This window comes from Rubrivirga litoralis, from assembly GCF_031846415.1.
GTDB classification, from domain to species: domain Bacteria; phylum Bacteroidota; class Rhodothermia; order Rhodothermales; family Rubricoccaceae; genus Rubrivirga; species Rubrivirga litoralis.
The window spans coordinates 14,930-38,467 of sequence record NZ_JAVRHT010000025.1 but is presented as its reverse complement, the minus strand read 5'-3'; the positions used below and the strand labels follow the sequence as shown (position 1 = coordinate 38,467).

At 72.7% G+C, this 23,538-nt stretch carries 20 protein-coding genes; 15 read left to right on the top strand and 5 right to left on the bottom strand.

Features of this window, described 5'->3' with window-relative positions:
* Positions 1 to 106 precede the first annotated feature (106 nt).
* The 3 genes from RM540_RS11145 to RM540_RS11135 all read left to right on the top strand — a co-directional run bounded on the left by RM540_RS11145 (position 107) and on the right by RM540_RS11135 (position 4,429).
* The gene (locus RM540_RS11145; protein ID WP_311664070.1) at positions 107 to 3,880 is read left to right on the top strand and encodes a multifunctional oxoglutarate decarboxylase/oxoglutarate dehydrogenase thiamine pyrophosphate-binding subunit/dihydrolipoyllysine-residue succinyltransferase subunit; all 3,774 of its coding nucleotides are present in this window, start codon (positions 107 to 109) and stop codon (positions 3,878 to 3,880) included.
* Entirely contained in the window at positions 3,873 to 4,091 is a 219-nt protein-coding gene (locus tag RM540_RS11140) for a hypothetical protein (protein ID WP_311664068.1), read from the top strand. Before RM540_RS11145 ends, RM540_RS11140 begins: the two co-directional genes overlap by 8 nt.
* Positions 4,092 to 4,216: 125 nt before the next feature.
* Entirely contained in the window at positions 4,217 to 4,429 is a 213-nt protein-coding gene (locus RM540_RS11135) for a hypothetical protein (protein ID WP_311664066.1), read from the top strand.
* Between the two features lie 95 nt (positions 4,430 to 4,524).
* Here RM540_RS11135 and rpsU read toward each other — a convergent pair whose 3' ends face one another.
* Complete coding sequence (gene rpsU, locus RM540_RS11130; RefSeq protein WP_311664065.1) at positions 4,525 to 4,722, bottom strand: 30S ribosomal protein S21; 198 nt, start codon at positions 4,720 to 4,722, stop codon at positions 4,525 to 4,527.
* 268 nt (positions 4,723 to 4,990) lie between these two features.
* On the opposite strand from rpsU, the gene rdgB reads away from it, so the two are divergent.
* From rdgB to RM540_RS11115, 3 genes are all read left to right on the top strand, one after another.
* Positions 4,991 to 5,572: an RdgB/HAM1 family non-canonical purine NTP pyrophosphatase gene (gene rdgB, locus RM540_RS11125; RefSeq protein WP_311664063.1), complete on the top strand. Its 582-nt coding sequence runs from the start codon at positions 4,991 to 4,993 to the stop codon at positions 5,570 to 5,572.
* 129 nt (positions 5,573 to 5,701) lie between these two features.
* Positions 5,702 to 6,154, top strand: a complete 453-nt coding sequence (gene dtd / locus RM540_RS11120; RefSeq protein WP_311664062.1) for a D-aminoacyl-tRNA deacylase — start codon at positions 5,702 to 5,704, stop codon at positions 6,152 to 6,154.
* 342 nt (positions 6,155 to 6,496) lie between these two features.
* Positions 6,497 to 8,188, top strand: a complete 1,692-nt coding sequence (locus RM540_RS11115; protein WP_311664061.1) for an amidohydrolase — start codon at positions 6,497 to 6,499, stop codon at positions 8,186 to 8,188.
* A gap of 62 nt (positions 8,189 to 8,250) precedes the next feature.
* On the opposite strand, the gene RM540_RS11110 is transcribed toward RM540_RS11115, so the two are convergent.
* Complete coding sequence (locus RM540_RS11110) at positions 8,251 to 8,877, bottom strand: fasciclin domain-containing protein (protein ID WP_311664060.1); 627 nt, start codon at positions 8,875 to 8,877, stop codon at positions 8,251 to 8,253.
* Between the two features lie 1,067 nt (positions 8,878 to 9,944).
* On the opposite strand from RM540_RS11110, the gene RM540_RS11105 reads away from it, so the two are divergent.
* The 3 genes from RM540_RS11105 (at position 9,945) to moaC (ending at position 13,482) form a co-directional block, all read left to right on the top strand.
* Positions 9,945 to 12,146, top strand: coding sequence for a winged helix-turn-helix domain-containing protein (locus tag RM540_RS11105; protein ID WP_311664059.1), 2,202 nt, complete (start codon positions 9,945 to 9,947; stop codon positions 12,144 to 12,146).
* Positions 12,147 to 12,298: 152 nt separating this feature from the next.
* The gene (locus RM540_RS11100; RefSeq protein WP_311664058.1) at positions 12,299 to 12,766 is read left to right on the top strand and encodes a GrpB family protein; all 468 of its coding nucleotides are present in this window, start codon (positions 12,299 to 12,301) and stop codon (positions 12,764 to 12,766) included.
* A gap of 218 nt (positions 12,767 to 12,984) precedes the next feature.
* A complete protein-coding gene (gene moaC / locus RM540_RS11095; protein ID WP_311664056.1) occupies positions 12,985 to 13,482 on the top strand; it encodes a cyclic pyranopterin monophosphate synthase MoaC in 498 nt (165 codons plus the stop codon).
* A gap of 492 nt (positions 13,483 to 13,974) precedes the next feature.
* On the opposite strand, the gene RM540_RS11090 is transcribed toward moaC, so the two are convergent.
* Positions 13,975 to 15,528 carry a trypsin-like peptidase domain-containing protein gene (locus RM540_RS11090; protein ID WP_311664055.1) on the bottom strand — a complete coding sequence of 518 codons (1,554 nt, stop codon included), beginning with the start codon at positions 15,526 to 15,528 and terminating at the stop codon, positions 13,975 to 13,977.
* Positions 15,529 to 15,806: 278 nt separating this feature from the next.
* Positions 15,807 to 17,435 carry a phytoene desaturase family protein gene (gene crtI, locus RM540_RS11085; protein ID WP_311664054.1) on the bottom strand — a complete coding sequence of 543 codons (1,629 nt, stop codon included), beginning with the start codon at positions 17,433 to 17,435 and terminating at the stop codon, positions 15,807 to 15,809.
* A 131-nt stretch (positions 17,436 to 17,566) separates the two neighbouring features.
* Between crtI and RM540_RS11080 the strand changes: the two genes are divergently transcribed.
* Both RM540_RS11080 and RM540_RS11075 read left to right on the top strand, forming a co-directional pair.
* Positions 17,567 to 17,923: a FitA-like ribbon-helix-helix domain-containing protein gene (locus RM540_RS11080; protein WP_311664053.1), complete on the top strand. Its 357-nt coding sequence runs from the start codon at positions 17,567 to 17,569 to the stop codon at positions 17,921 to 17,923.
* Positions 17,920 to 18,330 carry a type II toxin-antitoxin system VapC family toxin gene (locus RM540_RS11075; protein WP_311664052.1) on the top strand — a complete coding sequence of 137 codons (411 nt, stop codon included), beginning with the start codon at positions 17,920 to 17,922 and terminating at the stop codon, positions 18,328 to 18,330. Before RM540_RS11080 ends, RM540_RS11075 begins: the two co-directional genes overlap by 4 nt.
* A gap of 90 nt (positions 18,331 to 18,420) precedes the next feature.
* On the opposite strand, the gene murA is transcribed toward RM540_RS11075, so the two are convergent.
* Complete coding sequence (gene murA, locus RM540_RS11070; RefSeq protein ID WP_311664050.1) at positions 18,421 to 19,749, bottom strand: UDP-N-acetylglucosamine 1-carboxyvinyltransferase; 1,329 nt, start codon at positions 19,747 to 19,749, stop codon at positions 18,421 to 18,423.
* A 294-nt stretch (positions 19,750 to 20,043) separates the two neighbouring features.
* Here murA and RM540_RS11065 point away from each other — a divergent pair, with 294 nt between their 5' ends.
* From RM540_RS11065 to RM540_RS11050, 4 genes are all read left to right on the top strand, one after another.
* Complete coding sequence (locus RM540_RS11065; RefSeq protein WP_311664048.1) at positions 20,044 to 20,739, top strand: hypothetical protein; 696 nt, start codon at positions 20,044 to 20,046, stop codon at positions 20,737 to 20,739.
* 65 nt (positions 20,740 to 20,804) lie between these two features.
* A complete protein-coding gene (locus RM540_RS11060) occupies positions 20,805 to 21,041 on the top strand; it encodes a general stress protein CsbD (protein WP_311664046.1) in 237 nt (78 codons plus the stop codon).
* Positions 21,042 to 21,178: 137 nt separating this feature from the next.
* Positions 21,179 to 22,903 carry an acyl-CoA carboxylase subunit beta gene (locus RM540_RS11055; RefSeq protein ID WP_311664044.1) on the top strand — a complete coding sequence of 575 codons (1,725 nt, stop codon included), beginning with the start codon at positions 21,179 to 21,181 and terminating at the stop codon, positions 22,901 to 22,903.
* Between the two features lie 174 nt (positions 22,904 to 23,077).
* Positions 23,078 to 23,440, top strand: coding sequence for a cupin domain-containing protein (locus RM540_RS11050; protein ID WP_311664042.1), 363 nt, complete (start codon positions 23,078 to 23,080; stop codon positions 23,438 to 23,440).
* Positions 23,441 to 23,538: the final 98 nt, after the last annotated feature.

Here is a 23,538-nt window from a genome sequence, read left to right as displayed (position 1 = left end):
CCCTCGGCGCGCGCGTGGGCGGGGCGGGGTGGTTCCTGCCGTCTTCGGGAATCCGCCGGCCGGCGCGGCGCGTAGGGTTCGCCCCGCCCTCCCACGCCCCGCGAGCATGTTCGGCTTCAACAGCGGCTACGTCGAAGACGTCTACGCCCAGTACCTCCAAAACCCCGAGTCGGTCAGCGAGAGCTGGCGCGACTTTTTCGCCGACTTCGACCCGAAGCCGGCGTACAGCGCGCCGGGCGGGGCGGACACCTCCGGCGACGGCGCGCCCGAGGCCGCCGCGAGCGCCCCGGCCGCCGACGCGTCGAGCGCCGCCCCGCCCGCGCCCGCCCGCCCCGCCCCGCCCTCCGGCAATGGGGCCGCCGGCGGCGACGGCGCCCCGGCGAGCCTCCCCGCCCGTCTACAGGCGCCCACCGTGCCGCTCCCCGAAGGTGCCGAGGCCGCCCCGATCCGCGGCGTGGGCGCCCGGATCGTCGAGAACATGGAGGCCAGCCTCACGATCCCCACGGCCACGTCCGTGCGCGAGATCGCGGTCCGCCTGCTGGCCGAGAACCGGCGGCTCATCAACCGCCACCAGCGGGCGACGGGCGGGGCGAAGGTCTCGTTCACGCACCTGATCGCCCACGCCATCCTGCGCGGCATGGAGGCGGTCCCCGGCATGAAGGCTGCGTTCCGCGAGCAGGACGGGGCGCCCGAGCGGATCGAGGCGGCTTCGACCGCGCTCGGGCTCGCCATCGACATCGAGAAGCGGGGGAAGCGGCAGCTCCTCGTGCCCAACATCAAGGAGGCCGCCCAGATGTCGTTCGCCGAGTTCCTCGGCGCCTACAACGACGTCGTCAAGCGCGCCCGCGGCAGCAAGCTGGCCGTCGAGGACTTCCAGGGCACGACGGCCACGCTGACCAACCCGGGCGGCATCGGGACCATCATGAGCGTCCCGCGCCTCATGCCGGGTCAGAGCGTGATCGTCGCCGTCGGCGCCATCGGCTACCCGCCTGAGTACGCCGGCATGGCGCCGGAGGAGCTCTCGCGGCTCGGGCTCTCCGAAGTCATGACGATGACCTCAACCTACGACCACCGCGTGATCCAGGGCGCCGAGTCGGGCGAGTTCCTGAACGTCGTGGCCGGCCTGCTCCAGGGCGAGGACGGCTTCTACGACGACGTATTCCAGTCGCTCGGGCTCCACCTCCCGCCGTTCCGCGGCGCCGCCGACTCGACGCCGTCGCTGGGGACGGGGCGGCTCCGGGCGACCGGCAAGGCAGCCAAGATCGAGAAGCAGGCCCGCGTCTACGAGCTCATCCGCGCCTACCGCGTCCGCGGCCACCTCCTCGCCGACACCAACCCGCTCGGCTACGAGCCGCGCAACCACACCGAGCTCGACCCGGCCAGCTACGGCCTCACCGTCTGGGACCTCGACCGCGAGTTCTTGACGGGCGGCATGGCCGGCGTGGGCGGTGGGCTCGCGGGGAAGGATCGGGCCACGCTCCGCGAGATCCTCGACATCCTCTGGGACACCTACACGGGCCACGTGGGGAGCGAGTTCATGCACCTCTCGTCGCCGGCCGAGAAGCGGTGGCTCATCGAGCGGATCGAGCCGCAGCAGTTCCGCGAGCCCATCGACCCGGCCCGGAAAACGCGGATCTTCGAGAAGCTCAACGAGGCCGAGGCCCTCGAACAGTTTATCCACACCAAGTACATCGGGCACAAGCGGTTCTCGCTGGAGGGCGCCGAGACCATGGTCCCGCTCCTCGACGCCGTCCTCTCGGACGCGGCCGACCAGGAGACCGAGGAGGTCGTGATCGGGATGGCCCACCGCGGCCGCCTCAACGTGCTCACCAACATCCTCGGCAAGCCCTACGACCGCGTGTTCGGCGAGTTCGAGGGGACGATCGACCCCGACGCCGTCCACGGCTCGGGCGACGTGAAGTACCACCTCGGTCAGACCGGCACGCACACCTCGCCGTCCGGCGCGACGACCGAGCTCACACTGGCCTCCAACCCGTCGCACCTCGAAGCCGTCAACCCGGTCGTCGAGGGGATGGTGCGGGCCAAGCAGCAGCGGATCGTCGAGGCCACGCCGGACGCGAGCGAAAAGCAGCTCCGCGACCGCGTGCTCCCCGTCCTCATCCACGGCGACGCCGCGTTCGCCGGGCAGGGCGTGGTCGCCGAAACGCTCAACCTGTCGCAGCTCGAAGGCTACCGGACGGGCGGGACGGTCCACCTCGTCGTCAACAACCAGATCGGGTTCACGACGCTCCCCATGCACTCGCGCTCCTCGGTCTACGCGACCGACATCGCGCGCATGATCCAGGCGCCCATCTTCCACGTCAACGGCGATGACCCCGAGGCCGCCGTCCGCGTGGCGCGCCTGGCGCTGGACTACCGCCAGGTGTTCAACAAGGACGTCGTGGTCGACCTCGTGTGCTACCGGAAGTACGGCCACAACGAGGGCGACGAGCCCAGCTACACGCAGCCGCTCATGTACGCCGAGATCAACGGCCACCGGAGCGTGCGGAAGCTGTACCTCGAGCTCCTGCTCCGCCGCGGCGAGCTAACCCCGGAGCAGGCCGAGGGCATCCTCGACGACTTCAAGGGGAAGCTGGACGGGGCGTTCGAGGAGACGAAGGAGCTCGCCGAGCAGCGGAAGGACCTCGACCCAGTCCCGCCGCCGGTCCCGGTCGAGCCCGAGGAGCCGGTCGCGACGGCGGCCCCCCGCCCCGCCCTCGACCGCGTCATCCGCGCGCTCGTCGACCTGCCCGACGACTTCGAGGTCCACAAAAAGCTGGGCCGCCTCGTCGTCGACCGCCGGCAGAAGCAGTTCGAGGAGGGCCAGATCGACTGGGCGCTCGCCGAAGCGCTCGCGTTCGGGACGCTCCTGCTGGAGGACACGCCGGTCCGCCTGAGCGGGCAGGACTCGGGGCGCGGGACGTTCTCGCAGCGCCACGCCATCCTCTACGACCAGACGGACGGCCACCGCCACACCCCGCTCAACCAGCTCGGCGACGGGGCCGCTAAGTTCCAGGTCTACGACTCGCTCCTGAGCGAGTACGCCGCGCTCGGGTTCGAGTACGGGTACTCGGTCGCCGAGCCGGAAGCCTTGGTGCTCTGGGAGGCCCAGTTCGGCGACTTCGTGAACGGCGCCCAGATCATGATCGACCAGTTCGTGACGGCGGCCGAGGCCAAGTGGGGGCAGACCTCGTCGCTCGTGATGCTGCTCCCGCACGCGTACGAGGGGCAGGGGCCGGAGCACTCGTCGGGCCGTCTCGAGCGGTTCCTCCAGGCGTGCGCCGAGGACAACCTCATCGTCGCCAACTACTCGACGCCGTCCAACTACTTCCACGCGCTCCGGCGCCAGGTGAAGCGGGACGCCAAGAAGCCGCTCATCGTCATGACGCCGAAGTCGCTCCTGCGCCACCCGCAGGCGGTGACGTCGGTGGAGGAGCTGTCCGACGGCCACTACCGCCCGTTCATTCCCTCGCAAGAGGGCGGGGCGCAAACCGCCGGGGCGGACCGCCTCGTGATCTGCTCGGGGAAGGTGTACTACGACGTGCTCAAGGCGCGCGAGGCGCTGGACGACCCCGCGTCGGTCGCCATCGCGCGGCTGGAGCAGTTCTACCCGTTCCCCGAGGACGCCGTGCGCGAGGAGCTGGCCCGGTTTGAGGGCAAGCCCGTCGTGTGGCTCCAGGAGGAGCCGGCCAACATGGGCGGGTGGTCGTTCGTGCGCCACCGCCTCGACGCGCTCCTGGAAGACGTCACGGGCGACTGCTCGCACCGCGTGGTCTACGCCGGCCGCGCCGCCGCCGCCTCGCCGGCCGCCGGCAGCGCCAAGGTCCACACCGCCGAGCAGGAGCGGATCGTGCGCGAGGCGCTCGGGCTCGATGCCTGACCGCCCCGCCCCGCCCCGCATGGACCGCTCGGCCTTCTCAGTCGCCTCCTCGTTCGAGGAGGCCGAGGAGGCCGACCGCGCGTGGTGGTGGGCGCAGACGCCCGAGTTCCGCCTGCAAACGGCACAGTACCTCCGCGAGGTGAACTATGGAGACGCGGCTACCGCCCGACTTCAGCGAGTTATTGAGTTCGCTGAACGCGAGCGGAGTTGAGTACCTCCTCGTCGGCGGCTACGCGGTCATCTACTACGGGTACCCCCGAGCCACGGGCGACATCGACGTGTGGGTTCGACGTCCCCACCGCACTCCTCGGCGACGACAAGATCATCCGGATCGGCGTGCCTCCAAACTGTGCGGAGATCTTCACGTCCGTCTCCGGCGTCTCGTTCGACGAGTGCTGGGCGCAGCGGGAAGTCGTCGACTGGGGCGGGGTGGAGGTGCCGGTGATCGGGCTGCGCGACCTCCGCCGGAACAAGCGGGCGAGCGGCCGGCCGAAGGACATGGCCGACCTCGACGAGCTGCCCACCCCGCCCTCGGCGGAAGGGGAGTAGACCACCCCGCCCGCGCACAGAAACGCCCGTCCCTCCACGCGGAGGAACGGGCGTACGGACCCAGAGGGCGGGGCGGCAGCCCCGCTGGGCCTCGGCTAGTAGCGGCGGCGGTTCGCGCGACGGGCCTTCTTGGCCGCCTCCTTGCGCTCCTCGCGCTTCACGATGGAGGGCTTCGTGAAGGCCATGTTCTCGCGGTACGTCCGCAGCACGCGGGCGCGGTTGACGGTCCGCTTAAAGCGGCGGAGGGCGCGGTCGATGGACTCCTTGTCGCGAACTTTGATGCCGATAGCCAAGGCAATACCAGTCTGGTGGAGGGGGAAGGGGCGGGGCGGACCGAGAGCGCGGGGTCGCACCACGTCAAGCCCCCGAATCTAGGGGGCGGGGCGGGGCAGTCCAAGAACGGGGCCGTCGGACGGCGTGAATACAAGGGGAAGCCCCGCGCAGCCGCCCCGCCCTCTCAGGCCGCCCCGCCCCGACCGGCGGGTTCGCCCCGTGGTGTGGGCGGGGTGGAACGGCCATCTTGCCGAACCCCGAACCCCGAACCCCGAACCCCGAACCCGCATGCGCCTCGTCCTCGCCACCCGCAACCCCGGCAAGATTGCCGAGCTGGCCGCTCGGCTCGCCGACCTCGACATCGACCTGGTCTCGGCCGCCGACTTGGGCGCGCCCGAGGTCGAGGAGGACGCCGACACGCTCGCGGGCAACGCCGAGAAAAAGGCGCGCGCGCTACTCGACTTTACCGGCTCGCCGTCGCTGGCCGACGACACGGGCCTGGAGGTCGACGCGCTGGACGGGGCGCCGGGCGTCCGCAGCGCGCGCTACGCGGGCGACGACGCGGACGACGAGGACAATCGCCGGAAGCTGCTCGCCGACATCGCCGGCGCGCCGAGCCGCACGGCCCGATTCCGCACCGTGCTCGCCTACGCCGACGCCGACGGCGTGCGCACGTTCGACGGCGTGTGCGAGGGGCTCATCGCCACCGAGGAGTCCGGGACGGCCGGGTTCGGCTACGACTCGCTGTTCCGCCCCGCCCAAGGCGACGGCCGGACGTTCGCCGAGATGACGGCCGAGGAGAAAAACCGGATCAGCCACCGCGGACGCGCGCTCGACGCGTTCGTGCGCTCGCTGCGTTCGGGGGAGTAGGCAACCGGGCGCCGGCAGAGGGTTCGCCCCAGACCGCCCCGCCAAGAGCCAGAGGGAGGGTTGACGAGGGCGGGGTGGTCGGACACCTTCCAGTCCCCAGTCCCCAGTCCCCAGTCCCCAGTCCCGCCCATGATTGCCCTCGTTCAGCGCGTGTCCTCCGCCTCGGTCCGCGTGGGCGGGGAGGTCGTCGGCGAGGTCGGCCGCGGCCTGCTCGTGCTCCTCGGCGTCGTCGTGGGCGACACGGCCGCCGAAGGCGACTGGCTGGCCGACAAGACGGCCCGGCTCCGCGTGTTCCCCGACGACGACGGCCGCATGAACCGCTCGCTCGTCGACGTGGGCGGCGGCGCACTCGTCGTCAGCCAGTTCACGCTCGCCGGCGACGTCCGCAAGGGGACGCGCCCGAGCTACACGCGCGCCGCCCCGCCCGACATTGCGGAGCCGCTCTACGAGGCGTTCTGCGACGCGCTATCGGGGCACCTGGGCGGGGCGGTCGGCCGCGGCGTCTTCGGGGCTCAGATGGAGGTGGCGCTCGTCAACGACGGGCCGGTGACGCTGTGGGTTGAGCGGCCGCCGCGGGGGTAGCAGGTAGAGCAGGTAGAGCAGGTAGAGCAGGTAGAGCAGGTAGAGCAGGTAGAGCAGGTAGGGCAGGTAGAGCAGGGGGCGGGGCGGTTCCGAAAGGTTCCGGCCGCCTCCCGCCCCGCCCTTGCCGCGCCGTGCGGGCGGGGCGGGCACCTGCTCTCGTCGCTCTCCCTGCTCTCGTCGCTCTACCTGCTCTCGTCCCTCTACCTGCTCTCGTCGCTCTACCTGCTCTCGTCGCTCTACCTGCTCTCGTCGCACAGTCCGACCTCCCGCCCCGCACGGTGGCGCCTGCGTGCCGTCGCTCTTGCGATCTTGCCCACCCCGCCCGCCGCTGCCGCCCCGCCCATGACCCGCCTGCTCCTGCTCCTCGCCGTCCTGCTCCCGGCGCTCGCCGCCGCCCAGGAGGCCGCCCCGCCCGCACGCTACGTCGCCACGGGCGGGGTGGTGTACACCGTCGACGACGACCGGCCGACGGCCGAGGCGTTCGCCGTCGAGGACGGCCGGTTCGTGGCCGTCGGGTCGGACGACGAGGTGCGGGCGGCCTACCCCGACTGGCCGCGCCTTGACCTGGGCGGGGCGGCCGTCGTGCCCGGCCTCATCGACGCGCACGCCCACCTGCTCGGGCTGGGCACGTCGCTCCTCCAGGCCGACCTCGTCGGCGCCACGTCGCGGGCCGAGGTCGTCGAGCGGCTCCAGGCCTTTGCCGCCGACCTCCCCGACGGCGCCTGGGTGACGGGCCGCGGCTGGGACCAGAACGACTGGGGCGAGGGCGAGCCGTTCCCCACGCGGGCCGACCTCGACGCCGCCTTCCCCGACCGGCCCGTCTGGCTGGGGCGGATCGACGGGCACGCCTCGTGGGCCAACACGGCCGCCCTCCGCGCCGCCGGCATCGACCCCGAGGCGCCCGCCCCGTCCGACCCCGAGGGCGGGGCGGTGGTCCGGGACGAGGCCGGCCGCCCGACCGGCGTGTTCGTCGACGCCGCCGAGGCGCTCGTCGCGCGCGCCCTCCCCGCCCCCGACGCCGCGGTGTCCGAGGAGGCGCTGAGGCGCGCGCTGGAGGAGACCACGAAGTACGGGCTCACGGGCGTCCACGAGGCCGGCGTGCCCATCGAGTCGCTCGACCTGTACCGCCGGGCCATCGACGCCGGCCGCTTCCCGATCCGCAACTACGCCATGCTCTCCGAGGACGAGCTCGGCGCCTTCTGCGAGCGGTACCCGGACGGCCTGGAGCACGGCGGCCGCCTCGTGGCCCGCTCGCTCAAGGTCTACGCCGACGGCGCGCTCGGCAGCCGCGGCGCCGCGCTCCTGGCCGACTACTCGGACGAGCCGGGCAACCAGGGCCTCCTGTTCCACCCCGACGCCGCGCTCCGCCAGACGGTCGAGGACGCCATGCGGTGCGGCCTCCAAGTCAACACGCACGCCATCGGGGACCGCGCCAACCGTCAGGTCCTCGACGCCTACGAAACGGCCCTCGCCGCCACGGGCGGGGCGGATGGCGGGGTGGACCGCGGGGCGGGGCGGCACCGGATCGAGCACGCCCAGGTGCTCTCGCTCGACGACCTGGAGCGGTTCGCCGCGCTCGGCGTGATCGCGAGCGTCCAGCCGACGCACGCCACGAGCGACATGCCGTGGGTCGAGACGCGCGTCGGCGGGGACCGCGCGCGCGGCGCCTACGCGTGGCGCCGGCTGGTCGACTCGGGCGCGCGCCTCGCCCTCGGCAGCGACTTCCCGGTCGAGCGCGTCGACCCGCTCCTCGGCTTCCACGCGGCCGTCACGCGCCAGGACGCCGCCGACGCGCCGGCCGGCGGGTGGTACGGCAACCAGACGCTCACGCGCGCCGAGGCCCTCCGCGGGTTCACCCTCGACGCGGCCTACGCCGCCTTCATGGAGGACGAGGTCGGCAGCATAGAACCCGGCAAGCGAGCCGACTTTGTGCTCCTGTCCCGGGACATCATGACCGCCCCGCCCGAGGCCATCCTCGACGCCCGCGTCCTCGCCACGTACCTCGACGGCGCGCCCGTCTACCAGGCCGACTAAACGAGACCGCCCCGCCCCACGTGAGCGGGGCGGGGCGGGCGGGGGGGACGAGCCTCCGTGGCTTACATGTCGCTGTCCATGTCGGCCGTGGGCGGCAGGAGGACCGTGCCGAGCGCGTAGACGCGCCCGTTCGAGACGGTCACGCCCTCGCCGGCCGCAGCCGTGCCGTTGACGACGAGGCTGCCGTCGACGTCGCTGAACTCGAGCGCCGGCCCGGCCAGCGTGGCGACGGGCTCGCCGAGCGTGGCGGCGTCCGGCCCGACCTCGCCCTCGACCACGTGGTACAGGAGCACCGCGCGGAGGTCGTCGTCGGACAGCGCCTCAAGGGTGCCCGCGGGGAGCGTGGCGAACGCGTCGTCGGTCGGGGCGAAGACCGTGAACGGGCCGCCCTCGGCGATGGCCGCGTCGAGGCCCGTCTGGGCCAGCGCGTCGAGGAGGACGCTAAACCGGCCGTCGGCGGCCAGCGTCGCGGCGACGTCAGAGCCCGTGGCCTCGGCGGCCGGCTCCTCATACGTGGCCTCTTCCTCATAAGCGGGCTCTTCGGGGAGCGTCTCTTCGGGGAGTGTCTCTTCCGGGACGGGCTCGGCGGGGACCTCCTGCGCGAACACGGGGACCGAGAAGAGCAGGGCCAGGAGGCACAGCGCCGTAACGGCGGTCGTCCGGGAGAACGAAAGGGGGTGGGTAGTCATGGGTGGGGTGTGGTTGATCAGGGACGGCCAAGGTCCGCCGCTGCCGCCGTGACCCCATGTGGGTGAGGTCGGGATTCCCTGACGCTGTCGTGATGGAGAACCGGGCGGGGCACCTGCGCTCCAGCGGGTCCCCAACGCGCGCGCTCTCATGCGTTCCACAGGTGGCGCCGTCTTTGCAGGACGGGCCGTGGGCGGGGTGGGGGGCCGCGCCTCCGACCGCCCCGCCCGAACGCTGCCCCCTCGGATACGACCGCCCCTCCTCGTGGGGAGACCTCTGGAGGGGGCGGGGAAGCCGATTTCGTCTGTAGAAACCGTCTCTGAACTCCCCGAAGAGGGATGCTGCCGGTGGTCTGAGTCCAGCACGCCGGCAGAGGTGGACGACGCCGGTCGTACACTGGCCTCCGCTGGGATGACGGCACAGGAACGTTCGCAGATGTGCTCTCCCGAGAAATACTCCTGCTAGCTAGGAGCGGGACCCTCCCCGAGACCACTCCGCCCTCTCGGGCGGGGCGGGCACAAGCCGGCGAGCGCCCGGCGCTGCGCTCAGCGAGGACACGCCGTCGCCCGCCCCGCCCGAGGCGCCGTGTAAACCCAACGCTGCCCGCCCCGACGCAGAGGGTCGGGGCGGGCAGCGAGCGGGCCAGAGATGGCCCGGGCGGCCGGCAGGGTGGGGATGTGCCGGCCTCAGAGCGCGCGGGGTGGCTCACAAAACCCGTTGCGCGTCTGTTCGGAGTAGAGACGTCGCCAGCGCTGCCTGGGGGAGGGGAGAAGAGAGACGAGGGCAGCGGGGCGAGCGATTGCAAGATGGGGCAGGGCGGGGCGGAGTCTATGGGGGCGGAGTGCGAGGAGCGTGAGGGTTAGGTGATGGATCGGAACCGATGCCTCATAAAAACAGGTTCTAGCCCAGGAAAGAGGTCCGCGCCGCTCTAGGCGCGTTGTGCGGACTGCGGCTATCCTGCGTTGTCTGACAGCGCTGGGCATGACAGGGCAGGCCGCCTCGTTTCCCCTGCCCGAGACCCACCAGGTCTCGCCGACCGACCCTTCCCTGGACCCCTGCGACCTCGATCATGGAGACGACGGACCGTCCCCCTGCGCACCCGATCCTCTCGGCTCCCTTCCGCGTAGGGGACTGGGTGGCTGAGCCAATGGCGAACCAGCTCACCCGTGGCGAGACCGTCCGCCGCGTTGAGCCCAAGGTCATGGAGGTCCTCGCGTGCATGGCAGCCGTGCCGGGCGAGACGGTGACGAAGGACGAGTTCATGGCCGAGGTGTGGACCGGCACGATCGTGACCGACGACGTCCTGGCCCGGTGCATCTCGGAGCTCCGCAAGGCGCTCGGCGACAAGGCCCGGAGCCCGTCCTACGTCGAGACGATCCGGAAGCGGGGCTACCGCCTGATCGCCCAGGTCGAGACCGACGTCGAGGCCACGGCCGTCGACGGCGTCGCCGTCGAGGCCGCCCCGGGCGCGGTCTCGCTCGCCGCCCCGCCCGGGCTCGACCTCCGGCGTCCCGAGCTCCCCACGCGGACGCGCCCGACGGTCGTGTTGTGGGCGCTGGCCGCCGTCGCGGTCGTGGCCCTGGGCGCGGTCCTCGCCTACCAGGCCGGCGTCGCGGGCGTCCGCCCGCTTGCGACCACGCCGCTCACGAGCTACCCCGGCGACGAGCGCGACCCGGCCCTCTCGCCCGACGGCTCGCGCGTGGCGTTCGCGTGGAACGGCGAGGCGGCCGACGGCGAGCCCGGCGCGTTCGACGTCTACGTCCAGGACGCTCGGGGCGGGGCGGCCCCGACGCGGCTCACGAACCACCCCGCCGACGAGCGGAGCCCGGCCTGGAGCCCCGACGGCCAGCGCGTCGCGTTCGTCCGGTGCGGGGTCGGCGGCGAGTGCGGCGTCTACGTCGTCGGCGCCGGGGGCGGGGCGGCCCGCACGCTCGCCGAACCCGAGGGGCTCGCCGTCGAGGACCTCGTGTGGAGCCCCGACGGGCAGACGCTCGCGTTCTCGGCCCGGCGCGGGCGCCAGGGCGCGTTCAGCCTCCACCTCCTCCCGCTCGACGGCTCGCGCCCGCAGCGGCTGACGTCGCCGGCCTCGACGTACCCCGGCGACCTCGCCCCGGCGTTCTCGCCCGACGGCCAGCGGCTCGCGTTCGTGCGCACGGCGCTCGACGGGCGCCAGGACGTGGCGGTCGTCTCGGTCCAGGGCGGCCCGGTCCGCCGGCTGGCCCGCGAGCAGAAAGGAGTGACGGGGTTGGACTGGACGGCCGACGGCGAGGTCGTCTACGCCGCCAACCGGGACGGCGCGGCCGGCCTGTGGCGGGTCCCGCGCGAGGGCGGTGCGCCGCGATGGATCGCGCTGGGCTCCGACGGCGGCGAGATCGCCGGGCCGTCCGTCGCCCGCCGCGGGCGGGGCATCGCGTTCGCCCAGCAGCGGGTGCAGTCCCAGATCATCCAACTCGCCCCGGGCGACGACCGGGGCCGCCTCCTGCTCCGCTCGACGCGCGACGACTTCCAGCCGGCTGTGGCCCCGGACGGCTCCCGGACCGCGTTCGTCTCGACGCGGAGCGGGAGCCACGAGGTGTGGTCGGCGGCCCCCGACGGCTCGGGCGCCCGGCAGCTCACCGACTTTGGCGGCGCGCGCGTGAGCTCGCCGCGCTGGAGCCCCGACGGCCGGCGCCTAGCCGTCTCGGCCCGGGCGCAGGGGAACGCCGACGTGTTCGTCGTGCTCCCCGACGGCGAGGCCCGCCAGATCACGACGGACTCGGCCGACGACGTAGCGCCGTCGTGGTCGCGCGACGGGATGTGGGTGTACTTCGCGTCCGACCGCGGCGACACGTGGCAGATCTACCGCGTGCCGGCGGCCGGCGGCGACCCCGAGCCGGTGACGGTCGGGGGCGGGGTGGCGGCGGCCGAGGCGCCGGGCGGCGGCCTCCTCGTCATCCGCCCCGACAAGCGCGGCCTGTGGCTGCTCCCGCCCGGCACGGACGGCCTCCCCCAGGACGCCGCTGCTCGGCGCCTGCCGGCCAACCTCTCGCCGGCCGACTGGGCCAACTGGACCGTCTCCGGCCCCTACGTCTACGTTCTGGAGCGGCGCTACGACCGAGCCGCGACCGTCGTCCGCCTGGACCCTGCGACGGGGCGCCGCGTGACGGTCGCCACGGCCCAGGACGTGCCCGAAGACTCGGGGCTCGCCGTCTTCCCCGGTGGCCAGCGGTTCCTCCTGGCGCGCCAGGAGCGGGCGGACAGCGACATCGGCTTCGTTGCGGACTTCGACTGAGCCACCCCGCCCCGAGCGGCCTTCGGGGAGCTAGAGCACACGAGCGGGGCGGCGAAGGACGCGCGCCCCGCCCTCGTCGCTGGGCGGGGCGGTGTGCGCCCTGGTGAACGGCGCCCGCCGGGTGGCGTACTCTCTACCCGCCCCGCCCGAGCATGAGCCTCGTTATCGCCAACTACGACCCCGAGTGGCCGCTCCACTTCGAGCGCGAGGCGAGTGCTGTGCGGTCCGTCCAGGGCGTCCACGCGGTCGAGCACGTCGGGAGCACGGCGGTGCCGGGGTTGGCTGCCCGGCCCACGATCGACCTGCTCGTGGGCGTGGACGACTCGGCCGCCGCCCCGCCCGCGCCGTTCGAAGCCCTGGGCTACCACGAGGAGGCTGGAGCACCGCTGCGGACGTTCTGGAAGGGGACGCGGGCGTTCAAGACCTACGAGCTCCTCGTCGTTGAGGCGGGCGGGGCGGTGTGGAGGCGCCGCCTAGACCTACGCGACCGGCTCCGCGCGGACCCCGCGCTCGCGGAGCACTACGCCCACCGCAAGCGCGAGTTGGCCCTTGCGCACGAAGGGAATCCGGCGGCCTACGCCGAGGCCAAGGCAGGCTTCGTAGACGCTCTCTTGTCGTAATGGGCATCGAGATGGGCTCCACGGCGTGGTACGTGCTCCTGCTCATGGCTGGGGTCGCCGTGGGCGTGGCCATCGCCATCGGGCAGAAGATCTTCCGTAAGTAGGCGAGGCTTGCCTGCTCGCGGTGGGCGGGGCGGACGCCGGCGGTGGACACGCCTGGCGGAGCCTCATCGTTCTCGTCGCCCCGCTATCTTGACTGCGTCCCCCCCACCGCTCCCATGACCGAGACTTCCGCCCTCAGCCACGTTGACGACCAGGGCCGCGCCCGCATGGTCGACGTCAGCAGCAAGACCGCGACCGCGCGGACGGCCGTCGCCGCCGGGCGCGTGGTGGTCGGCGCCGAGGCGCTCCGGCTCGTCCGCGAAAACGGCATCCGCAAGGGCGACGTGCTCACGGTCGCGAACGTGGCCGGCGTGCTAGGCGCAAAGCAGACGAGCCGCCTGCTCCCGCTGTGCCACGATGTCGTGCTCCAGAACGTCGAGATCGAGTTCGACCTGGACGACGCGGCCGGCGCCGTCGACGTGCGCGCCATCGTCAAGACGGAGGGGCCGACGGGCGTCGAGATGGAGGCGCTGACGGCGGTGTCCGTCGCCGCGCTCACCGTCTACGACATGTGCAAGTCGGTGACGAAGGACATCGAGATCACGGGCGTCCACCTGCTCGCCAAGTCCGGCGGGCGGAGCGGCGACTACCGCCGGGCGCCGTCGCAGAATTAGGGCGGGGCACCCGCATCGGCGGGGCCGTATCAGATCGCCGACTTCCTGCCCGTGCTCTGACGCCTCCAGAGGAGTGCCTCTCGTGGATGACTGTCAGGTCGGCGCAGCCAAGGATGATGGAGAGTCCGGGCGGGGCGGCTCGGGTAGGGCACGATCCTCCAGAGCTGGCACAACACACTCACCCTCTGGAGGCTGTTTGGTCCGGCACTTCTGTTGCACGGAGTGGCTCGACACCCCGCCCCGCCCCCGGGGACCGCGCAGCGCCGGGCCAACCGGAACCAACTCCCTGGACGCCTCGCGCGCAAGGCGCGGCCCTTGGTGTAGCGACAGCACAAGCTTCGCGGCGCCACCCCGCCCAGGCGTCGCGCCCGCGTTCCGTGCAGAACGATCCGTTGCGCTGGCGCGGGCGGGGCGGGCCAAACCCACGCGCTAGAAAAAGCGGGGCGAGCCCGAAGGCCCGCCCCGCTCAGGAGACGCACGAGGGCGGGGCGGCTAGCCCTCCTTCGTCAGCGCCGTGAGGTACTCGGCCGAGTTGCCCCGGCCGTCCGCGACGCGGACGCGGACGAGGAACGACCCGCCCGGCTCCACGTCGGCGACGGCCTGGCGGAAGTCGGCGACGGACGCGACGGGCTCGCGGTTCGCCTCAACGATCAGCTGGCCCTGGCGGATTTCGGCCTCACGGTAGGCGTAGCTCGCCCGCTCGACGTCGGCGACGAGCACGCCGGCCGCGTCGCCGCCGAGCTGACGGGCCTGCTGCGGCGTGAGGTCGCGGAGCGTCAGCCCGTAGGCTTCGAGCGAGGCCGGTTCGCGCGAGCCGCTCATGGGGCGCTGCTCGGACCGGCCGCGCCCGTTCTGCGAGACGGCGTCGTCGCCCGGCCGGCGGCCCAGCGTGATCTCGGCCTCGCGCCGCTTTCCGTCGCGGTAGTACGTGACCTCGACGGTGTCGCCGGGGCGCTTGTTCGAGATCAGCGAGACGATCTGGGCGCTGTCGCGGAGCTCGACGCCGTCGACGGCCGTGATGATGTCGTCGGGGCGGATGCCGGCGTCGGCGGCCGGCGTGCGGCCCGTGGCGTCGGGCGAGATGTCGCCGACGCGGGCCGCGCCCGGCCCGAGGTCGTACGCCTCGCGGAGCGCGGGCGTCGCGGCCTGGAACGAGATGCCGAGGTAGCCGCGCTCGACGGTCCCCGTATCGATCAGCTGCTCGACCGTCGAGCGAACGATGTCAGAGGGGATCGCGAACGAGATGCCGTTGAACGTGCCCGTCCGCGTGGCGATCGCCGAGTTGATCCCGACGATCTCGCCGCGGAGGTTGACGAGCGGGCCGCCCGAGTTGCCCGGGTTGACGGCCGCGTCGGTCTGGATGTAGTTAGAGATCGTCTGCCGGCCGCGCGGGTCGGGCGCCCCGCCAAAGCGGCCGAGGCTGGAGACGATCCCCGACGTGACCGTGTTCGAGAGCTCCTCGGAGAGCGGGCTCCCGAACGCCAGCACCCACTGCCCAACGCGGAGCTCGTCGGAGTCGCCGAAGGGGACGTAGGGGTAGTCGCTGCCCTCGACGCGGAGCACGGCGAGGTCCGAGAATGGGTCCGTTCCCACGACCTCGGCGTCGAGCACGCGGCCGTCGAAGAGGAGGACTTCGAGGAGGTCGGCGCCCTCGACCACGTGGTTGTTCGTCACGATGTAGCCGTCGGCGCTCACGAACGCGCCGCTCCCGATCCCGCTCTGCTCACCGCCCCGCGGGCCGCCGCGCCCGAACGGGCTGCCGCCGAACATATCGGGGAGCGAGAGGCCTTGCCCGTTGTCCGCCATGGTCCGCGTCGTGCGCACCTGGACGACGGCCGGGTTGACGTGCTCGGCCACGGTCGAGAACGCGACGCCGAGGTCCGAGGCCACGGCGATCGCCTCACTCTCGGGGAGCACGGCCTGCGCGTCGGCGCCCTGGAACAGGCCGGACCACCCGGCGAGGTTGAAGACCGACGTCACGAAAAAGACGCCGGCGAGGAACGCCGCGGCCACGAGGAGGGCGACAGAGACTTTGCGCTTGGACACAGACATAAGGCGGGTTGGAGGAGCTCTTGGAGAGGCCGCCCGGGCGGGGTCCGGCAGCCTCTTCAACCAACGCCCGCAGGGGCCGTTTCGTGTTGCTCCACCAGCCCCACCGGCGGCCTCTCCTGAGCTGGGCCTCGGAACCCGTCCCGCCCCCAGAGCCCGCCCCGCCCGGGCGGGGTGGCGTAGCGCCCAGGGAGCTTCGTTGTTCCGGGGGCGGTGTCGCTGTGGCGCCACCCCGCCCCTGAGGGCGGGGCGGACACGGGGGCGGGGCGGTGGCCTTACGCCACCCCAGCGGGTACGCCGTTCGCGATCTCGGCCGGCACGTCGAAGTCGCGGGCCACCTCGCGCGCCGTCATCTTGGCCGACATCATCACCGACGGCGTCCCGCCGCCCGGCTGCGTCCCCTGCCCGACGAGGTAGAGGTTCTCGACGTCCTCGCTCCGGTTGTGCGGCCGGAAAAAGGCCGACTGGATGAGGACCGGCTCGACGCCGAAGCCGTTGCCCGCGTACGAGTTCAGCGTGCCCTCGAAGTAGTCGGGCGTGACGTAGCTCTGGTACACGATGCGCTCCTTGAGGTCGGGGATGTAGCCGCGCTCGTCGAGGAACCCCAGCACCTTGTCCGCGAACCCGTCGCCGAGGGCGTCCCAGTCCAGCCCGCTCTGGTTGTTGGGGACCGGGATCAGGGTGTAGGCCGCGTGGTGGCCCTCGGGCGCCAGGCTCGGGTCGGTCAGCGTGGGGACGTGGAGGTACTGGCTGAAGTCGTCGGCGAGCACCTTGCGGTCGAAGATGTCGGTCAGGAGCTCCTCGTAGCGCGGGCCGAGGATGATGTTGTGGTGCTGGAGGTCGGGGTCGCCCTCGCGCTTTTCGTAGCCGAAGTAGATCACGAAGAGCGACATCGACTGCTTCCGCAGCTTGACGAGCGCGTCGCGGTTGATCCGGCGGTGCTCCTTGTCGACGAGGTGGAGGTAGGTGTGGGCGTAGTCGCCGTTGGAGACGACGAGGTCGGCCTCGATGTGCTCGCCGCCCGCGAGCGTCACGCCCGTCGTGCGGCGCCGGCGGCCGTCCCTCACCACGTCGATCCGCTCGACCTCGCTGTCTAGACGGAGCGTCCCGCCCAACTCCTCCAGCTTCTGGACGAACGCCTGGACGAGCGCGCCCGTCCCGCCCATCGCGAAGTGGATCCCCCACGTCCGCTCGACGAAGTGGATCATGGCGTAGATGGCCGGCACCTTCTGCGGGTTGCCGCCGACGAGGAGCGGCTCGAAGCTGAAGACCTGCCGCATCTTGTCGCTCGTGAAGTACTTCTTGACGAACGAGAACAGCGGCCGCACCGCGTCCAGCCGGAACAGGTCGGCCGTGACGCCGAGCATGGAGCGGACGTTGCCGAAGTAGGTGTAGCCCAGCTCCAGGAACCCGCGGTCGAAGATGGCCTTGGCCGCGCGGTGGAACCGCTCGTAGCCGTCGAGGTCCTCGGGCGCGATCTTCTCGATCTCGGCCCGCAGCTTGTCCGGGTCGGCGTCGTAGTCGAAATGGGTGCCGTCGTCGAAGTAGATCCGGTAGAACGGCGTCACGGGCACGAGCTCGACGTAGCGGCTCGTGGCCGGCCCGCCGCTCGTGCCCTCGGTCACGCGCGCGCCGTCGCCCAGCGTGTGCTCGGGGAAGTCGGGCTCGCCCAGCCGCGCGTGGTCGCGTTCGAGCGCGAACAGCTCCTCGATAAAGTGGGGGACCGTGAGGACGGTCGGCCCCATGTCGAACGTGAAGCCCTGGGCGCGGCGGACGTACGCCCGCCCGCCCGGGGCGTCCAGCTTCTCGACGACCGTCGTGTCGAACCCGAGGCTCTGGAGCCGGATCGCGCACGCGAGGCCGCCGATGCCGGAGCCGATGACTACTGCCTTCTTGCGGTCCATGCGTCTGCGTCGGGGCGGGGTGGTGGCCTTCGGCCTACGCGCCAGCCCGCCCGCGGTCCCCGCCCCGCCCCGGGCTCCGCCCGCGTCAGGAGAGCCCCGACGGCGGCGCGGCGGGCGGGGTGGCCGCCCCCGTGCCGCTCTGTACTGGCGCCGCCCCGCCCGAAGCGTTCGGGCGGGGCGGGAGCGCGTACCGGGGCCGTACGTTCCACGCCCGCGACCGTCCTGCCCCCGCACTCATGGCGACCCTCACGCTCCAGAACGTCCCCGACGACCTCCACCGCCGGCTAAAGGAGCGGGCGGAGCGAAACCGCCGGAGCATCGACCGCGAAGCGGTCCGGCTGCTGGAGGAGGCGGTGAGGGCTCCTCAGCCCGAGAAGGACGAGGCGTGGGAGCAGGCGACGGCTCTCCGGGAACGGTTGGCCGCCCGAGGGTTCAAGCCCCTGACCGCGGAGGAGGTCCAGGAGGCCATCGAGCAGGGGCGGCCTTGATCGTCGCCGACACCAACCTCGTCGTCTACGCCACGACTGGGGGAGACCGAGCACAAGACGCCGAGCGGGTCCGCGAACGCGACCCTTTTTGGGCCGCGCCGCCGCTCTGGGCGAGCGAATTCCGCAACGCGCTCGTCATGCACGTCCGGGCCGGTCGCCTCACGCGCGCGGAGGCTCACGAGGCGTGGGGCGCCGGCCGCGCGCTCGTAGTGGACACTCCTGTAGACCCCGCCGCCGTGCTCGACGCCGCGTTCGCGCGCGGGCTCACCGGCTACGACGCCGAGTTCGTGGCCCTCGCCGAAGCGCTCGCCGCCCCGCTTGTCACCGACGACGGCCGCGTGCTGGCCGCGTGCCCCGGCGTCGCCGTCTCGATCGACGACTACGGCGACGGTCCGGCGGGCGCGTAGGGCGGGCCGCCCCGCCCGCGTGCCGCTCGATACCAGCGCCGCCCCGCCCGAACGCTTCGGGCGGGGCGGAAAAACCGGCGGGCGGGGCGGCTAGGCCGGGACGCCCTCGGCGTGGGCCTCGTCGTACTGCTCGCGGGCGATGTCGACGCCGGCGCCCTGGAGCTTGTGCTCGATCCGCTCGTAGCCGCGGTCGAGGTGGTACACCCGGAGCACGTTCGTCGTCCCCTCGGCGACCATGCCGGCGAGGACCAGCGACACGCTCGCGCGGAGGTCCGTGCTCATGACCGTGGCCCCGCTCAGCGGGCGCCCGTTGCGGCCGGCGACCTCAACCGTGTCGCCCTTGACCTGGAGGTCGGCGCCCAGGCGGCGGAGCTCGGGGACGTGCTTGAAGCGGTCGGTGTAGACCGTGTCGCGGACCGTCGACGGACCGTCGGCCTGCGCCATCAAGACCGTCCACTGGGCCTGGAGGTCGGTCGCGAAGCCCGGGTAGGGCGCCGTCTCAACCGACACGGGCCGGACCGTCTCGACGCCCGTCACGCGGACCACGTCGCCGTCGAACTCGAACGGGACGCCGGTCTCGCGGAACCGCTCGGTAAAGTCGGGGCCGAGGTGCTCGGGCTGGGCGCCCGTGATCGTGAGCGTCTCGCCGGGCGGGGTGGCGAGGGCCGCCGCGATCATGTAGGTGCCTAGCTCGATCCGGTCGGGGCAGTTCGTGAACTCGACCGGGTTCATCCGCTCCACGCCCTGGACCGTGATCGTGTCGGTGCCCAACCCGTCGATCTGGGCGCCCATCGCCTGGAGCATCTGGCCGAACACGACCACGTCCGGCTCGGCCGCCGTGTTCTCGAGGACCGTCTCGCCCTCGGCCGTCACCGCGGCCAGGAGCACGTTGATGGTGGCCCCGACGCTCACGGGCTCGAACCGCATGCGCCCGCCCTTGAGCCGCCCGCCCGGGGCCTCGGCGATCACGTAACCGCCCTCCTCGCGGATCTCGGCGCCCAGCGCCTTCATCCCCTCGATGTGGAGGTCGACCGGCCGCGGCCCCCACGCGCACCCGCCCGGGAGCGACACGCGCGCCTTGCCGCCCCGCCCGAGGAGCGCGCCGAGCATGTAGAACGAGGCCCGCATCTTCTTGACGAGGTCGTACGGCGCCTCGAAGTGGTGGATGCCCGAGGCGTCGATCGTGATCGACTCCGGCGTGTTCGGGTCGTCGTCCGGGTTCCAGTCGACCGTGCAGCCGGTCACGCGGATCACGTTCGCGAACGTGGCGACGTCCTGGAGCACGGGGATGTTGTGGATCGTCGTCGCGCCGTCAGCGAGGACGGCGGCGGCCATGAGCGGCAGGGCGGTGTTCTTGGAGCCTCCGACGTGGAGGGTGCCGGTGAGCGGGCGGCCTCCGTGTACGACGAGCTTGTCCATAGATCGGGCGGGGTGGGGCACAGGTGGGGAAGATCGCAACGCGCGCCGGGCAGCCGAGGGTTCGGGCGGGGCGTGGGGAAGAGGGGGCCGCCCCGCCTGCTGTGCCTGCTTCCGCCGCCCCGCCCAGGCTGAGCGAACGGGGCGAGCAGGCGGGGCGCGGGGTGGGCACGGCCCGCCCCCGGGCAAGAAGTGCGCCTCACCCTCCTTCTCCTCCACCCGAGGCACGGCGGAGTGCCCTGGCGCTTGGCGCGATCTTTGGAAGAATCTATGAACGAACGAACACCCCCCCCGGACATGCCCGACCTCTCGCTCGACCTGTTCGCCGCGGCCGCCGACGCCGAGGCCGCCCGCTACCGCGTGCTCGCCGCCCTCCAGCGGGCGCGGCGTGCGTTCGCCCGGAACTGCGTGGCCCCCGACCTCGCCCGCCTCGTCGGGCTCCACCGCGACCTCCGCACGCTCCTCGACGGCGCCGGCCGCGTCGAGGGCTCGGGCTCCGGCCCCGCCGTCGGCGTGGACTGGGAGGCCGGGCGCGTGGTCCATGCCGCCCCGCCCGCCCCGCTCGCGCTCAGCCTCGCGCGGTGGGCGCAGCCGCGCGTGGCCGGGGCCGTACGCGAGGGGCAGGCGCTCTACGAGTTCGCCGCCGAGCACGCGGCGCTGGCCGCCGTCGGCGTGGTGCCGGCGTACCGCGACGAGGGCTACCTCGTGGTCGCCGGGGGCGGGGCGGTCCGCCCGCTGCGCTACCGCGTCTCGTCGTTGGCCGGCGCCGACGGCCGCTACCGTGCGCTGCGAACGTCGGCCGTGGCCGTCGACCTCGACCCGGCCGCCCCGCCCGCGGCGTGGAAGGCCGCGCTCGCCCAGGCCGACCCCGACCTCCCCGCCCCGGCCACGTTCGCGCTCCGCGCTGACCTCGACCTCCCGGTCGACGAGACGCTCCTGCCGGTCGCCAAGCGGAAGCTGCTCGGGGCCGTCCAGTCCTGGGGCGTGGCGTAGCGGGCGGGGCGGGCACGAGACCGCCCCGCCCGCCCGTTTGTCAGGGGCGAGTCCGCCCCGTAGCTTTGGGGCACGCATTCACCGTCCGGGCGGGACACAGACACACGACCACGATGGGCAAGCAGCGGATGATCGACAACTGGGAGCGCATGAAGGGGCAGATCATGTCCACCTGGGACGACCTCGACGAGGACGAGATGAAGAAGGCCCGGGGCAACCTGAGCCAGATGGTCAACCTCATCCACGTGCAGACGGGCGAGGACCGGCAGCTCATCATGCGCAAGATGTCGGCGTTCCTGTAGGGACCGCCCGACGGGCCGACCAGCGGCGCGCCTTCTCGGAGGGCGCGCCGCTTTCTGTTCGCGGGCGGGGCGGGCTCCGCCGGAGCGGGACGCGAGGGCGAGCAGGTAGATTCCGGCCCCACCGCCACCCCGCCCGGATGCCCGAGACCGCCCCGCCCGATGCCGCCGCCCCGCCCCGCGCCTTCCCGCTGGGGACGGCCGTCCCCGACGACGGCCGCGAGCGCGAGGCCTATGACGCCCGCGTCGCGGCCCACCAGCGGCTCCTGGCCGGGCTCGAGGAGCAGGCCGCCGAGGTCCGCCGCGGCGGCGGCGAGCGGGCCGTCGCCCGCGAGCACAAGCGCGGCAAGCTGACCGCCCGCGAGCGGGTCGCCGCGCTCCTCGACGACGCCGACGACTTCCGCGAGATCGGCCTGTTCGCCGGGCGCGGGATGTACGAGGACGAGGGCGGGTGCCCGGCCGGCGGCACCGTCATGGGGCTCGGCCGCGTGTCGGGCCGCCTCTGCATGATCGTCGCCAACGACGCCACCGTGAAGGCCGGCGCGTGGTTTCCGATCACGGCCAAGAAGAACCTCCGCGCCCAGGAGATCGCCCTCGAAAACCGGATCCCGATCCTCTACCTCGTCGACTCGGCCGGCGTGTTCCTGCCGATGCAGGACGAGATTTTCCCGGACCGCGACCACTTCGGGCGCATCTTCCGCAACAACGCCCGGCTGAGCGCGCTCGGCGTGCCCCAGATCGCGGCCATCATGGGCTCGTGCGTCGCGGGCGGGGCGTACCTCCCCATCATGTCCGACGAGAGCCTGATCGTCGACGGCACGGGCAGCGTGTTCCTCGCCGGCCCGTTCCTCGTTCAGGCCGCCATCGGCGAGGTGACCGATTCGGAAACGCTGGGCGGGGCGACCACGCAGACTGACATCTCGGGCGTCTGCGAGTACAAGATGCCCGACGACGAGACCGCGCTCGCGACCATCCGCGACCTCGTCGGCGGGCTGGGGCCGATGCCGCGCGCTGGCTTCACGCGCCAGGACCCCGCCCCGCCCGCGTACCCCGTCGACGAGGTGCTCGGCGTGTTCCCCGAGAGCCGCCAGCAGCCGTACGACACACGCGAGGTGCTCGCCCGGATCGTCGACGCCGACAGTTGGACCGAGGTCAAGGCCGGCTACGGGCAGACGCTCGTCTGCGGCTACGCCCGGGTCGACGGGTGGAGCGTGGGCATCGTGGCGAGCCAGCGGCAGGTCGTCCGTGCGACGTCGCCGAAGGGGAAGCCGAACGAGATGCAGATCGGCGGCGTCATCTACGGCGACGCGGCCGACAAGGCGGCCCGGTTCGTGATGCAGTGCAACCAGAAGCGGATCCCGCTCGTGTTTTTCCAGGACGCGACCGGCTTCATGGTCGGCACGCGCGCCGAGCAGGGCGGGATCATCAAGGACGGGGCCAAGCTGGTCAACGCCGTCGCCAACTCGGTCGTCCCCACGTTCACGGTCGTCGTGGGCAACTCGTACGGGGCCGCCAACTACGCCCTCAACGGGCGCGCCTACGACCCCCGCCTCATGCTCGCCTGGCCGACGGCGCAGATCGCGGTCATGGGCGGGGCGCAGGCCGCCAAAGTCCTCCTGTCCATCGAGGAGCGGAAGCTCTCGAAGCAGGGCCTCGAGCTGTCCGACGACGACCGCGCCGCGCGCCTCGCCGAGATCGAGCGCCGCTACGCCGAGCAGACGTCGCCCGTCTACGCCGCGGCCCGCCTCTGGGTCGACGCGCTCATCGACCCGCGCGAGACGCGCGGCTGGCTCGCGACCGGCCTCGAGATGGCCGACCACAACCCGGACATCGAGCCGTTCCGCGTCGGCGTGCTCCAGACGTAGCGGGAGGGACGCGGGACGGAGGGATGAGAGGGATGGGCAGAGGCCTTTCTCTCGCCGCCCCGCCCAGACTCCGGCCTCAATGCGGCACAGGACGGGGCGGGGCGGTCGGGCCACGCGCCGCCCCGCCCCGTCTGCTCATCCCTCGGTCCCTCCTCATCCCTCGACCCCGCCCCCATGCCCGTCGTCAACCTGAAAGAGAAGTTCAGCCGCTTCTCCGAGACCTGGACGCCCCACGTCGTCGCCGAGCTGAACGGGCAGCAGGTCAAGGTGGCGAAGCTGGAGGGCGAGTTCCTCTGGCACGACCACGAGCACGAGGACGAGCTGTTCTGGGTCGTCGCGGGCCGCCTGCGGATCGAGCTCCGCGACCGCGACGCGGTGGAGCTGGGGCCGGGCGAGCTGTTCGTCGTCCCCCGCGGGACCGAGCACCGGCCGGTCGCGCTCCCGACCGCCCAGGTCGTCCTGTTCGAGCCGGCCTCGACCGCCCACACCGGCGCCGTCGTCTCGGAGCGGACCGTCCAGAACCTCAAGCGAATCTGACCGCCCTGCGCGTGTGCGGGCGGGGCGGCCAGTCGTTCGCCACCCCGCCCCCCGCATTCGTTTCGCACGCGTAGGGACACCGTGCACGGTGTCCGCCT